This window comes from Streptomyces virginiae, from assembly GCF_040638905.1.
Taxonomy (GTDB): Bacteria; Actinomycetota; Actinomycetes; order Streptomycetales; family Streptomycetaceae; genus Streptomyces; species Streptomyces virginiae_B.
The window spans coordinates 231,555-243,582 of the sequence record NZ_JBEZYV010000004.1; the positions used below are offsets into that span (position 1 = coordinate 231,555).

General features: G+C 73.4%; 11 protein-coding genes and 1 riboswitch. Of the genes, 8 read left to right on the plus strand and 3 right to left on the minus strand.

Going from position 1 to position 12,028, the window contains the following annotated elements; translation table 11 throughout:
- The first annotated feature begins 202 nt into the window (after positions 1–202).
- The 4 genes from AB0F82_RS08950 to AB0F82_RS08965 all read left to right on the plus strand — a co-directional run bounded on the left by AB0F82_RS08950 (position 203) and on the right by AB0F82_RS08965 (position 4,333).
- Positions 203–1,192: a malate dehydrogenase gene (locus tag AB0F82_RS08950; RefSeq protein ID WP_356811455.1), complete on the plus strand. Its 990-nt coding sequence runs from the start codon at positions 203–205 to the stop codon at positions 1,190–1,192.
- 143 nt (positions 1,193–1,335) lie between these two features.
- On the plus strand, positions 1,336–3,057 hold the full coding sequence (locus AB0F82_RS08955) for a hypothetical protein (protein WP_362625161.1): 1,722 nt from the start codon (positions 1,336–1,338) through the stop codon (positions 3,055–3,057).
- Entirely contained in the window at positions 3,044–3,427 is a 384-nt protein-coding gene (locus AB0F82_RS08960) for a hypothetical protein (RefSeq protein WP_362625163.1), read from the plus strand. The genes AB0F82_RS08955 and AB0F82_RS08960 overlap by 14 nt, the downstream gene beginning before the upstream one ends.
- A gap of 3 nt (positions 3,428–3,430) precedes the next feature.
- Positions 3,431–4,333: a hypothetical protein gene (locus AB0F82_RS08965; protein ID WP_362625165.1), complete on the plus strand. Its 903-nt coding sequence runs from the start codon at positions 3,431–3,433 to the stop codon at positions 4,331–4,333.
- Between the two features lie 122 nt (positions 4,334–4,455).
- Here the strand turns inward: AB0F82_RS08965 and AB0F82_RS08970 are convergent, their stop codons facing one another.
- Positions 4,456–4,980, minus strand: coding sequence for a carboxymuconolactone decarboxylase family protein (locus tag AB0F82_RS08970; RefSeq protein ID WP_356811451.1), 525 nt, complete (start codon positions 4,978–4,980; stop codon positions 4,456–4,458).
- A 47-nt stretch (positions 4,981–5,027) separates the two neighbouring features.
- Between AB0F82_RS08970 and AB0F82_RS08975 the strand changes: the two genes are divergently transcribed.
- Entirely contained in the window at positions 5,028–6,425 is a 1,398-nt protein-coding gene (locus tag AB0F82_RS08975) for a PLP-dependent aminotransferase family protein (RefSeq protein ID WP_362625167.1), read from the plus strand.
- Between the two features lie 155 nt (positions 6,426–6,580).
- Here AB0F82_RS08975 and AB0F82_RS08980 read toward each other — a convergent pair whose 3' ends face one another.
- Entirely contained in the window at positions 6,581–7,429 is an 849-nt protein-coding gene (locus tag AB0F82_RS08980) for a hypothetical protein (RefSeq protein ID WP_362625169.1), read from the minus strand.
- A gap of 104 nt (positions 7,430–7,533) precedes the next feature.
- Here AB0F82_RS08980 and AB0F82_RS08985 point away from each other — a divergent pair, with 104 nt between their 5' ends.
- Both AB0F82_RS08985 and AB0F82_RS08990 read left to right on the plus strand, forming a co-directional pair.
- Complete coding sequence (locus tag AB0F82_RS08985; RefSeq protein ID WP_356811448.1) at positions 7,534–7,836, plus strand: hypothetical protein; 303 nt, start codon at positions 7,534–7,536, stop codon at positions 7,834–7,836.
- An 8-nt stretch (positions 7,837–7,844) separates the two neighbouring features.
- Positions 7,845–9,047, plus strand: a complete 1,203-nt coding sequence (locus tag AB0F82_RS08990; RefSeq protein WP_356811447.1) for a glutathionylspermidine synthase family protein — start codon at positions 7,845–7,847, stop codon at positions 9,045–9,047.
- Positions 9,048–9,066: 19 nt separating this feature from the next.
- Here the strand turns inward: AB0F82_RS08990 and rocD are convergent, their stop codons facing one another.
- Positions 9,067–10,272, minus strand: a complete 1,206-nt coding sequence (gene rocD, locus AB0F82_RS08995) for an ornithine--oxo-acid transaminase (RefSeq protein ID WP_356811446.1) — start codon at positions 10,270–10,272, stop codon at positions 9,067–9,069.
- 222 nt (positions 10,273–10,494) lie between these two features.
- A riboswitch (ZMP/ZTP riboswitch) is annotated at positions 10,495–10,585 on the plus strand.
- Positions 10,586–10,619: 34 nt separating this feature from the next.
- Between rocD and glyA the strand changes: the two genes are divergently transcribed.
- Positions 10,620–11,888: a serine hydroxymethyltransferase gene (gene glyA, locus AB0F82_RS09000; protein WP_362625172.1), complete on the plus strand. Its 1,269-nt coding sequence runs from the start codon at positions 10,620–10,622 to the stop codon at positions 11,886–11,888.
- Positions 11,889–12,028: the final 140 nt, after the last annotated feature.

A 12,028-nucleotide genomic window follows, 5' to 3' on the forward strand; every position in this document is an offset into this window, starting at 1 on the left:
GAACGGAAGTCCGGGAACCGGCTGCGCCTTCGAAACGCCGGGGCGCGTGTGCCGCGCACCACAGGGACCCGGGGGTTGGGCCGCGCCCGGGTCGGATAGCCTGACCGCGGATGTCTCTTCACGTCAAGATTTACAGGGGAGCGGCGTCCTCCAGCACATGGGGCAGGGACGCCCCACCGCCAGCTGTCTAACGGAGAAGGCCATGACCCGCACTCCTGTGAATGTCACCGTCACCGGCGCCGCCGGCCAGATCGGCTACGCGCTGCTCTTCCGTATCGCGTCCGGTCACCTGCTCGGCGCCGACGTGCCGGTCAAGCTCCGCCTCCTGGAGATCCCCCAGGGCATGAAGGCCGCCGAGGGCACCGCCATGGAGCTCGACGACTGCGCCTTCCCGCTGCTCGCCGGCATCGACATCTTCGACGACCCGAACAAGGGCTTCGAGGGTGCCAACGTCGCGCTGCTCGTGGGCGCCCGCCCGCGCACCAAGGGCATGGAGCGCGGCGACCTGCTCGCCGCCAACGGCGGCATCTTCAAGCCGCAGGGCCAGGCCATCAACGCGCACGCCGCGGACGACATCAAGGTTCTCGTCGTGGGCAACCCGGCCAACACCAACGCGCTCATCGCGCAGGCCGCCGCCCCGGACGTACCGGCCGAGCGCTTCACCGCGATGACCCGCCTGGACCACAACCGCGCGATCTCGCAGCTGGCCGCCAAGACCGGTGCCGCCGTCTCCGACATCAAGCGCCTGACGATCTGGGGCAACCACTCGGCGACCCAGTACCCGGACATCTTCCACGCGGAGATCGCCGGCAAGAACGCCGCCGAGGTCGTGAACGACCAGGCGTGGCTCGCCGACACCTTCATCCCGACCGTCGCCAAGCGCGGCGCCGCGATCATCGAGGCCCGTGGCGCGTCCTCCGCCGCCTCGGCCGCCAACGCCGCCATCGACCACGTGCACACCTGGGTCAACGGCACCGCCGAGGGCGACTGGACCTCGATGGGCATTCCGTCGGACGGCTCCTACGGCGTCCCGCAGGGTCTGATCTCCTCCTTCCCCGTCACCTGCAAGGACGGCAAGTACGAGATCGTCCAGGGCCTGGACGTCAACGAGTTCTCCCGCGCCCGCATCGACGCCTCCGTCCAGGAGCTGTCGGAGGAGCGCGACGCGGTCCGCGAACTCGGCCTGATCTGATCCGTAATTCCCCACCGAGGAGCGCGGGCACCGGCGCCACCTCGGTGAGGAGCACGAACCCAAGCGCCCCGGCCCCCACAGGCCGGGGCGCTTTGGCGTGATTCCGCCTGTCGCAAGTTGTAAGGGAAATCTAAGGTCGGTCGGTGACCGAGAGCCCGATTCCCCGCCAGTACACAGGCGCCCCGCCGGACGACCCCCGCACCGGCCGTCCCCCCGTCGACCCCGCGGTCAGCGAGGCCGGCCGCTTCCTGTGCGCGGGCACCTACCTCGACGCCGGGTACCGCGACCGCGTCATCGAGGAGCTGTACGTCCACGAGGAGCGCATCGTGGCGCCCTCCTACGGCTTCGACGCCTCGCGCGTCCTCGCCCACGCCCTGCGCGCCCGTCGCGCCGAAATCGGCTGGGCGGTCGGCATACTCGGCGCCTGGTTCGCGGGGTCCCTCCTCACCGGGGGCGCCCTCGTGGTGGTCCTCTTCCCGTTCCTGCTGCTGAGCCTCGCCGGCTGGCTCAGGGCCCGGTCCGGGCTGCTGCCGCGCCTGCTGGCCCTCGTCGTGCGGATCTACGCCTGGTGGAACCTCGCCGTCATCGTCGTCCTCGTCCTCGGCATCTGGCTGGCCCTCCTCGGCGCCTTCGGCGACGAGGACGAGGGCCCCATCGGCCTCGGCGCGCTGCTCTTCTCGCAGGGCATCGGCGGCCCGGCGGCCGGCTTCGTCCTCGGATGGGTCCCGGCGGTCTTCGCCGCGGTCGTCACCGTCGTAGGACTCCAGCGCGGCCACGTCGCCCGGACCATCGCCACCGACCTCAACCGGGAGCGCTACGCCCACCGCTCCGCCGACCCGGCGGAAGCGGAGCAAGGCGTACGGTTCGCCCGCGTACGGCAGCGCATCCTGCACGAGCAGCACGCGCCGATGATCATGTACGACATCAACGACCCGTTCGTCGGGGCCGGTGAGGCGTACCGCCCCTGGCAGGTGTCCTTCGAGCTGCGCGCCCGCGAGGACCTCGAAGCCGGCCGCGAACCGGAGCCGCTCACCAACGCCCGCATCGTGGAACGGATCGTGCCGCTGCTGGAGCGGCTGCGGGTGCCGTCGCAGCACGGGTCCCCGCAGGCCGAGGCCGCCGTCCTGGACCGCATGCGCGAGCTGGTCGTGGACAGTTGTGTGTTCCTGCCGGGCGGAGGGCTGGACCACCGCGACGAAGGCCCGCACCTGCGGGCCGACTTCGAGGCGCACCGGGCCGCCGCGATCGAGGAGGGCGGCGAGCGCCGCCGGTACTTCCTGCGCGTCCGGGTCGGCGGCTGGGACGAGAACCTCGTCGTCACCGTGTTCGTACGGGTCCACACCCAGGGGGGGATGATGATGGTGGAGGTGGCGCCGCACGTGCTGCTGCCCGTCCACGTCGCCTTCCACAACGCGGACGCTGACGCCCACCGCTACCTGAACAACAGCCGGTTCGGGAAGGCCGTCTGGGCCCTGCGGCACACGCCCGCCTCCTTCACGGCCGCCCTCGTCACCCTGGGCCGCGGCATCGCGAGCTGGTGGCGGATCGCCACCGCCGGCAACGGCGGGGCCCGCCCGGAGGGGCCGCGGGCGTCGGTGCGCGAACTCGCCGCGCAGGACAACGGATCACTGTTCCACCTCATGGACCTCGACCGGTACCTGAAGACCATTCAGGACCGGATCGTCGCCGGCATTACCGTGGTGCTGGACGAAGCCGGCTGGCACACCGAGGCGTTCGCGCGGCGCGCCGACGTCTACGTCGGCGCGGGCGGCACGTACATCGGGTCGATGCACGACAGCGCTGCCAGCTTCGGCGGCAGCGGGAACCACAACAGCACACACAGGGGGAGCCATGGCAACAGGTGACGGGGGCGCACACGAGCCCGCCGTGCGGATCGGCAGCGTCCACGACAGCGCGTTCAGCATCGGCGGTTCGGGCAACACCAACACCGTCCACCAGGGCGGTACGGGAGCGGACGCGCCCGGCGCGGCGGAGCTGCTGGAGGCGGTGCTCGCCCTGCGCCAGGCCCTCGTGCGGGAGGCGCCGCGCGGCGCCGACCGGACCGCGCTCGACGCCGAACTGGACGGGGTCGCCGAGCAGCTGGAGGGCACCGAGGAGATCCGGCCCGGCCTGGTCACCCGGCTGCGCGAGGCGCTGGAGCGGTGGGCCCCGCTGGTGGAGTCGGTGAGCGCGGCCGCTGCCCTGGGCAGCCTGCTCGGCGCGCTGGGGGGCTGATACGTGGCTCCGGCACAGCCGCCGTCCGGCCCGCGCCGCTGGGACGCGCAGGCACAGCGCTGGGTGGTCGACCAGGCGCCGGCGGGGCCCCCCGCGGGGCCCGCGCCGGGTGGCGTCCAGGGCCTGCCGCCGCTCCCGCCGCAGCCGCCGACCGCGCCCACGCCTCCGTACGGGCCTCCGCCCGCGCCGCCGCAGCCCGGCCACGGGACCGCCGACGGGCCGCGCGGCCGGTGGCTGACCCCGGCGACGGCGGGCATCGCGGTCGCCTCCGTCGCGATCGGCGCGGCCGCCGTGTGGTTCGTGGCCCGGGACACGGGCGACGCGGACCGCGCGGGGGAGAAGAACGGGACGGTGACCTCGGGCGCGCCGACGGTGTCCGGCGGCCCGTCCACGGCCACCGGCGTCCCGTCCACCGGCGGCGGACCGACCCGGACGCCCACCCCGAGCCCCACCGCCACCGGCCCCGGCGCGGGAGCCCACGAGACGAAGCAGGACGCGGCGGGCTTCACCATCGCCGTCCCGGCGGGCTGGGCGCGCGAGGAGCTCAAGGAGGGGGTGTTCTACCGCTCGGCCGACCGGAGCGCGCTGATCCAGGTGTTCCGGGTGTCGGAGCCGGAGCTCAGCCCGCTCCAAGCGGTCAAGCAGGCCTCCACCTACCTGCGGGGCGGCACCCGGGGATACGAGGAGATCAGCGTCGGCCCGGTGTCCGGCAGCCCGAGTGCGGCCGAACTCGTCTACCAGTACGACAGCGAGGAGTCGCGCGGGGTGCGGCGCGGCGTCGAACGGGTCTTCCTCGCGGCGGACGGCACCAAGTGGGCGCTGCTGACGGCGGGCCCGGTCGCCGAGTGGCAGGTCACGCAGGACCACCACGCGGCGGCGCTGGCGGCGTTCCGCCCGACGGGCTGACGGGCTGACGGGCTGACGGGCTGACGGGCTGACGGGCCGGCCGGGGCCGGCCCGGCCGGTTCGCCCGTGCCCGGCCGGTTCGCCCGTGCCCGGCCGGGCCGCCCGTGCCCGGCCGGGCCGGGTTAGCTCTTGTACATGCCCGGCTTGTAGTGGCCCGGCACCATGCGCGTGGTGACACCGATGCGGTTCCACACGTTGATCGTCGCGATGACGGCGATCAGCTGGGCCAGCTCGCGCTCCTCGAAGTGCGCCGCGGCCTTCGCGTACACCTCGTCGGGCACGAAGCCGTCCGTCAGGACCGTGACGGCCTCGGTGAACTCGATCGCGGCGAGTTCCTTCTCCGTGTAGAAGTGCCGCGACTCCTCCCAGGCGCCCAGCTGCACGATCCGCTCGATGCTCTCACCGGCGGCGATCGCGTCCTTGGTGTGCATGTCGAGGCAGAAGGCGCAGTGGTTGACCTGGGAGGCCCGGATCTTGACGAGCTCCACCAGGGACGGCTCCAGTCCCTTGCGGGCGGCGATTTCCAGGGCCAGGACGGCCTTGTAGACCTCGGGGGCGAGCTTCGCCATGTGCATGCGCGGGGTGTGCTCGGGGGCGTGGTCGTGGGTGGGCGAGTGGGTCTGCCGGTTCTCTGCGGTGGTCGTCATGTGATCCACACTAGGAGCGAGGCGGCCCGCCGATATGGTCCATGTCCATGACGGATCCTTGGGCCACTTTCGGAGCCGACCTGCATCTGGACCTCTCTGCCGGGCGCGGCCTTCGGGCCGGGCTCACCGAGGCGCTGCGGGAGGCCGCGCGCAGCGGCCGGCTGGCGGCCGGCACCCGGCTGCCGTCTTCCCGGACCCTCGCGGCGGACCTGGGCATCGCCCGGAACACGGTCGCCGAGGCGTATGCCGAGCTCGTCGCGGAGGGCTGGCTCACGGCCCGGCAGGGCTCCGGCACCCGGGTCGCCGAACGGGCCCGCCCGCGCCGGGCCGCGGCGGCCGCCCCCGTACGCCGCCCCGCGCGGAGCGGGCCCGCGTACAGCCTGATCCCCGGCACCCCGGACCTGGGCGGCTTCCCGCGCGCGGCCTGGCTGTCGGCGGCCCGGCGGGCGCTGACCGCCGCCCCGAACGAGGCCTTCGGCTACGCGACCGACGGGCGCGGCCGCGTCGAGCTGCGGCAGGCGCTGGCGGGTTACCTGGCGCGGGCGCGCGGGGTGTACGCGGACCCGGACCGGATCGTGCTGTGCGCGGGCTTCCTGCACGGGCTGCAGCTGCTCGCGGCGGTGCTGCGGGGGCGGCGGGTACGGGAGGTGGCCGTGGAGGGGTACGGACTGGACTTCCACCGGGACGTGCTGGTGCGGGCGGGGCTGCGGACCGGGCCGCTCGGGGTCGACGGCGAGGGGGCCCGTACGGGCGAGCTGACCGCGGCGGCGGGCGCGGTGCTGCTGACCCCGGCCCACCAGTTCCCGACGGGCGCGGCCCTGACCCCGGCCCGCCGCGCGGCCGCGGTCGACTGGGCCCGGACCACCGGCGGGCTGATCCTGGAGGACGACTACGACGGCGAGTTCCGCTACGACCGGCAGCCGGTGGGGGCCCTGCAGGGCCTGGATCCGGACCGGGTGGTGTACCTCGGCACGGCCAGCAAGTCCCTCGCCCCGGGGCTGCGGATCGGCTGGATGGTGGTCCCGCCGGGCCTGCTGGAGGAGGTCACCGCGGCGAAGGGGTACACGGACTGGACCTCCAGCGCGCTGGACCAGCTCACGCTGGCGGAGTTCATCGAATCCGGGGCGTACGACCGGCACGTGCGCGGCATGCGGCTGCGCTACCGGCGGCGGCGGGACGAGCTGGTGGCGGCGGTGGCCGGCCGGGTGGTGGGGGTCTCGGGGATCGCGGCGGGCCTGCACGCGGTGCTGGACCTCCCGGCGGGCACGGAACGGTCGGTGCTGCAGTCGGCGGCCTGGCAGGACCTGGCCCTGCACGGCCTCTCCGCCTTCCGCCACCCGCAGGCGGAGGTCGCGCCGCGGGACGCGCTGGTCGTCGGCTACGGGACGCCGCCGGACAGTGCGTGGTCGCCGACGCTCGCGGCGCTCGCCGCCTCGCTGCCGTGACCCTGCGGGGCGCGCAGCCGCCGGCGGGGCGCCGCCCCCCCCGGACCCCCGCGACTCACACGCCGGCGGGGCTGACAACATCCGGGCTCTGCCAGGACCGGGGCTCGGGGGCAGCGCCCCCGCAGCGGTGCGGTGGGCGGGAAACCGGGCTCCGCTCAGGCAAGTGGTGGTGCTGGGGCCGGTGGCGACTTCGGTTCGCCGAAGCGGGAGAGCGCCAGGGAGCCGGCGACGGCCACCGCGAAGCCCGTCACCGCCAGCCACGTCAGGCCCTCCCGGGTGCGGTCGCCGAGCCAGACCACGCCCACCACCGCCGGGCCGACCGTCTCGCCGAGCACCAGGCCGGCCGTCGCGACCGTCACCGAGCCGCGTGCCAGCGCCGAGGTCAGGAGCAGGAACCCCGCCGCGCCGCCCAGCAGCAGCGCGTACAGGGCCGGGTCGGCGAAGTCCCACACCGAGTCGATGAGCCGCACCGAGACCTCCACCACGCCGAAGCCCGTGCCCGACCCCAGGCCGAGGACCAGTGCCCGCGGCCCGTCCGGCAGCCCGCCCGCGACCGCCCCGACCAGCAGCACCAGCACCGCCACGCCCAGCAGCCCCAGCTTCAGTGCGAGCGAACCGGTCCCGGCGCCCTCCTCCCCCGCGGAGAGGCCCAGCATCAGCAGCCCCGCGCACACCACGCCCACCGCGGACCACTCCGCCGGGGACAGCCGCACCGCCATCAGCCTCGACGCGACCACCGCCGTCACCGCCAGGCTGGCGGCCAGCGCGGCCCCGACCACGTAGATCGGCACGTGCCGCAGCGCGATGATCTGCAGTACGAAACCGGCCGCGTCCAGGCCGAGGCCCAGGACGTAGCGCCACTGCCGCGCGGCCCGCAGGAACAGCGCCGCGTCCACCCCGGACCCGCTGCCCGGCTCCACCGCCCGCGTCGCGACGGCCTGCAGAACGGACGCCGTGCCGAAGCACACCGCCGCACCCAGCGCGCAAATCATCCCAATCAGCACGAACTGACTCTAGGTCACGGATCTCACGGCGGCCGGATTCCATTGGCCGGGGAGCCCGTTCTAGTCTGTCGGGAGCACGCCAGGCCCCAGGGGGAGCAGCAGACATGGACAGCAGCAGCACCAATCAGCGCCGGATGCGCTCCGGAGCCGTCGCCCTCGGAGGCATGGGCCTGCTCGCGGCCACCCTCGTGGCCTGCGGCAGCAGCGACGAACCGGACCGCCGCTGCGCCTCCCGTTCCACGCTGGAGCACCTGAACAACAAGGAGTGCAAGAGCGGCGGCACCGGCGCCTACTACTACGGCGGCCACGTGGCCGCCGGCAAGGTCTCCGGCGGCAGCTTCGACAAGTCCGCCGTCACCCGCAACGGCATCGGCGGCCACTCCAGCTCCGGCTCCAGCGGCGGCTGACCGAGACGATGCAGCGGCACACCATCGAGCCCCGCCCCGGCTGGCAGAAGACGGTCGAGGAGCAGGGGCTGATCTACCCCCTGACCCGCTACCCCGACGACTCCCTGCGCCCCTACTGGGACGAGAGCGCCTACTACTCCTTCTCGCTCCCCGAGGTCGAGGCCCTGGAGAACGTCGTCGAGGAACTGCACGCCATGTGCCTGGCCGCGGCCGCGCACATCGTCGAGCACGACCGCTTCGCCGATCTCGGCATCACCGACCCCAAGCTGGCCGCGCTGATCGCCGAGTCCTGGCGGCGGCGCGCCGAACAGCCCTCCCTCTACGGCCGTTTCGACCTGCGCTACGACGGCAGCGGCAGCCCGGCCAAGATGCTGGAGTACAACGCGGACACCCCCACCTCCCTCGTGGAGGCGGCCAGCCCGCAGTGGTTCTGGATGGAGGAACGCTTTCCCGGCGCCGACCAGTGGAACTCCCTCCACGAGCGCCTCGTCGACGCCTGGCGCCGCCAGGCGGAGCTGCTGGCGCCCGGCCCGCTGCACTTCGCGCACTCCGAGACCGACGAGCTCGGCGAGGACCTGATGACGGTCGCCTACCTGCAGGAGACCGCGGACCAGGCCGGCCTGGAGACCCACGCCCTGTCCGTCGAGCAGATCGGCTGGGACAGCCTGTCCGGCCGGTTCGTCGACGAGAAGCTCCGCTTCATCCGCAGCTGCTTCAAGCTCTACCCGTGGGAGTGGCTGGCCACGGACGAGTTCGGCCCGCAGGTCCTCGGCACCTACGACCACGGCGGCGGCTCCGGCACCACCTGCTGGATCGAACCGCTGTGGAAGATGCTGCTCTCCAACAAGGCGCTGCTCGCGATCCTGTGGGAGCTCTTCCCGGAACACCCGAACCTGCTGCCCGCCTACCTCGACGGCCCGCGCGAGCTGGCGGAGCCCGGTTCGGCCGGGTACGTGGCCAAGCCCCTCCTCGGCCGTGAGGGCGCCGGCGTCACCCTGCACGAGCCGGGCCCGGACGGGCAGCCGTTCGTACCGGAGCCGGGCGAGCGGTACTGCTTCCAGGGGCTGGCCCCGCTGCCCGACTTCGACGGCAACCGGGTGGTGCTCGGCGCGTGGGTCGTCGAGGACGAGGCGGCGGGGCTCGGGATCCGCGAATCGGCGGGGCCGGTCACGGACGAGTACGCCCGCTTCCTGCCCCACGTCATCCTCTGAGGGCGGGTCGGCCGGCCCGCTACGCCGACAGCACCGACCGGAGCTGTTCCAGCCCCCAGTCCAGGTCCTCCTTGCCGATCACCAGCGGTGGGGCGATCCGGATCGTCGACCCGTGGGTGTCCTTCACGAGCACGCCCCGCTCCATCATCTTCTCGGAGATCTCCCGGCCCGTTCCGCGGGAGGGGTGGAGGTCGACGCCCGCCCACAGGCCGCGGCCGCGCACGGCGGTGACGGCGCCCCCGCCGACGAGCATGCCCAGCTCGCGGTGGAGGTGGTCGCCCAGTTCGGTGGCCCGCTGCTGGTACTCGCCGGTCCGCAGCATCGCGATCACCTCCAGCGCGACGGCGCACGCGAGGGGGTTCCCGCCGAAGGTGGACCCGTGCTGGCCGGCCCCGAACACCCCCAGCACGTCCCGGTCGGCGACCACCGCCGACACCGGCACGACACCGCCGCCGAGCGCCTTGCCGAGGATGTAGACGTCGGGGACGACGCCCTCGTGCTCGCAGGCGAAGGTCTTCCCGGTCCGGCCGAGCCCCGACTGGATCTCGTCCGCCATGAAGAGCACGTTCCGCTCGCGGGTCAGTTCCCGTACGCCGCTCAGGTATCCGGCGGGCGGCACCAGCACCCCCGCCTCGCCCTGGATCGGCTCCAGCAGCACGGCCACGGTGTTCTCCGTGACGGCGTGGGACAGCGCGGTGAGGTCCCCGTACGGGACGATCTCGAAGCCGGGCGTGTACGGGCCGAAGTGGTCGCGTGCGTCGTGGTCCGTCGAGAAGGAGACGATCGTCGTGGTCCGACCGTGGAAGTTGTCGGCGGCCACCACGATCTTGGCGTGGCCGTCCGGGACGCCCTTGACCTCGTAGCCCCACTTGCGGGCGGTCTTCACCGCCGTCTCCACCGCCTCCGCACCCGTGTTCATGGGCAGCACCATCTCCTTGCCGCACAGCGCGGCGAGTTCGGTGCAGAAGTCGGCGAAACGGTCGTGGTGGAAGGCGCGCGAGGTGAGCGTGACCCGCTCCAGCTGGTCCCGCGCGGCGTCGATCAGACGGCGGTTGCCGTGCCCGAAGTTGAGCGCCGAGTACCCGGCGAGCATGTCGAGGTACCTGCGGCCTTCCACGTCGGTCATCCACGCGCCTTCCGCGGACGCGACGACGACGGGCAGCGGGTGGTAGTTGTGCGCGCTGTGCGCGTCGGCGGAGCGGATGGCATCAGCTGTTGTCGACACGGGGTCTCCGATCGTCCGTCTGGCCGGTGAAGCGGTGACGAGGGTGGCGTCACCTTCTTATCGTCGCTCGTATCCCGGACGCAGAAACCTGTTTGGCGGCGCGCCCGCCGGGTGAGTGAGTCCGCGGTGGCCGGGCGGGGCCACCGCGGGCGAACGCGGCAGATCTGCGTGCATGCCCCCTCCCCGCGGGCGACACTGCGGACTGGCTCATCTAGGGTGTTCGGTACGCACGGCGACTGGCGTACGGAGAACCAACTCCGGGGGAGTCGTGCGCGCTCGACCGCATACAGGGCCGCTCGCCTGGGCCTCGCGGGGTACCGATCACATCGACCCCGGAGGAGCCCGCCATGTCCGCGAGCCGCCATCCCGCCCTGTCCGCGACCGATCCCGAACTGGCGTCCTACGTCGCCGCGGAGGAAGTCCTCCAGGCGGAGACGCTGCGCCTGATCCCCAGCGAGAACTACGTGTCCGCGGCCGTCCTCGAAGCCTCCGGCACCGTGCTGCAGAACAAGTACAGCGAGGGCTACCCCGGCCGCCGCTACTACGAGGGCCAGCAGAACATCGACCGGGTCGAGGCCCTCGCGATCGAGCGGGCCAAGGGCCTGTTCGGGGTGGACCACGCCAACGTGCAGCCGTACTCCGGCTCCCCGGCCAACCTGGCCGTGTACCTGGCCTTCGCGCAGCCCGGCGACACGGTCATGGGCATGGCGCTGCCGATGGGCGGCCACCTGACGCACGGCTGGGGCGTCTCGGCGACGGGCTCGTGGTTCCGCGGCGTGCAGTACGGCGTCCGCGCCGACACGGGACTGATCGACTACGAGGCCGTGCGCGAGCTGGCCCTCGCCGAGCGGCCCAAGGTGATCTTCTGCGGTGGCACGGCCCTGCCGAGGAGCATCGACTTCGCCGCCTTTGCGGAGATCGCGCGCGAGGCGGGCTCGGTCCTGGTCGCGGACGTCGCCCACATCGCCGGCCTGATCGCGGGCGGCGCGCACCCGTCTCCGGCCGGCCACGTGGACGTCATCTCCACCACGACCCACAAGACCCTGCGCGGTCCGCGCGGCGCGATGCTGATGTGCCGCGAGGAGCACGCGAAGGCGATCGACAAGGCCGTCTTCCCCGGTCTGCAGGGCGGCCCGCACAACCAGACGACGGCGGGCATCGCGGTGGCGCTGCACGAGGCGGCGCAGCCGTCCTTCGTCCGGTACGCGCACGCCGTCGTGGCCAACGCCAAGGCGCTGGCCGCGGCACTGCTGGAGCGGGGCTTCGACCTGGTGTCGGGCGGTACGGACAACCACCTGATCCTGATCGACCTGACGGGCAAGGAGGTGCCGGGCAAGGTCGCGGCCAAGGCGCTGGACCGGGCGGGCATCGTCGTGAACTACAACACGGTGCCGTTCGACCCGCGCAAGCCGTTCGATCCCTCGGGGGTGCGGATCGGCACGCCGTCGCTGACGTCCCGGGGGCTGACCACGGAGCACATGCCGGTGGTCGCCGACTGGATCGCCCGCAGCGTGGACGCGGCGGCCAAGGGCGACGAGCCGGCCCTCGCCACGATCCGCGCGGAGGTCGCCGACCTCATGGCCGCCTTCCCGGCCCCGGGCCTGCCGCTGTCGTAGTCCTGCGGCACCACTGCCGGGGGCTCCGCCCCCGGACCCCCGCGCCGCAATCGCCTGCGGGCTGAAAATCCAGCCCCGCCGGCGATTGAGGCGCGGGTGTGGGCAGCGCCCACGGGCATCGCGCAGGGGACGGAACCGGC

Coding starts and splice junctions, on each gene's coding strand:
- AB0F82_RS08950 (WP_356811455.1), top strand. CDS start 203: ATGACCCGCACTCCTGTGAATGTCACCGTCACCGGCGCCGCCGGCCAG.
- AB0F82_RS08960 (WP_362625163.1), top strand. CDS start 3,044: ATGGCAACAGGTGACGGGGGCGCACACGAGCCCGCCGTGCGGATCGGC.
- AB0F82_RS08970 (WP_356811451.1), bottom strand. CDS start 4,980: ATGACGACCACCGCAGAGAACCGGCAGACCCACTCGCCCACCCACGAC.
- AB0F82_RS08975 (WP_362625167.1), top strand. CDS start 5,028: ATGACGGATCCTTGGGCCACTTTCGGAGCCGACCTGCATCTGGACCTC.
- AB0F82_RS08985 (WP_356811448.1), top strand. CDS start 7,534: ATGGACAGCAGCAGCACCAATCAGCGCCGGATGCGCTCCGGAGCCGTC.
- AB0F82_RS08990 (WP_356811447.1), top strand. CDS start 7,845: ATGCAGCGGCACACCATCGAGCCCCGCCCCGGCTGGCAGAAGACGGTC.
- glyA (WP_362625172.1), top strand. CDS start 10,620: ATGTCCGCGAGCCGCCATCCCGCCCTGTCCGCGACCGATCCCGAACTG.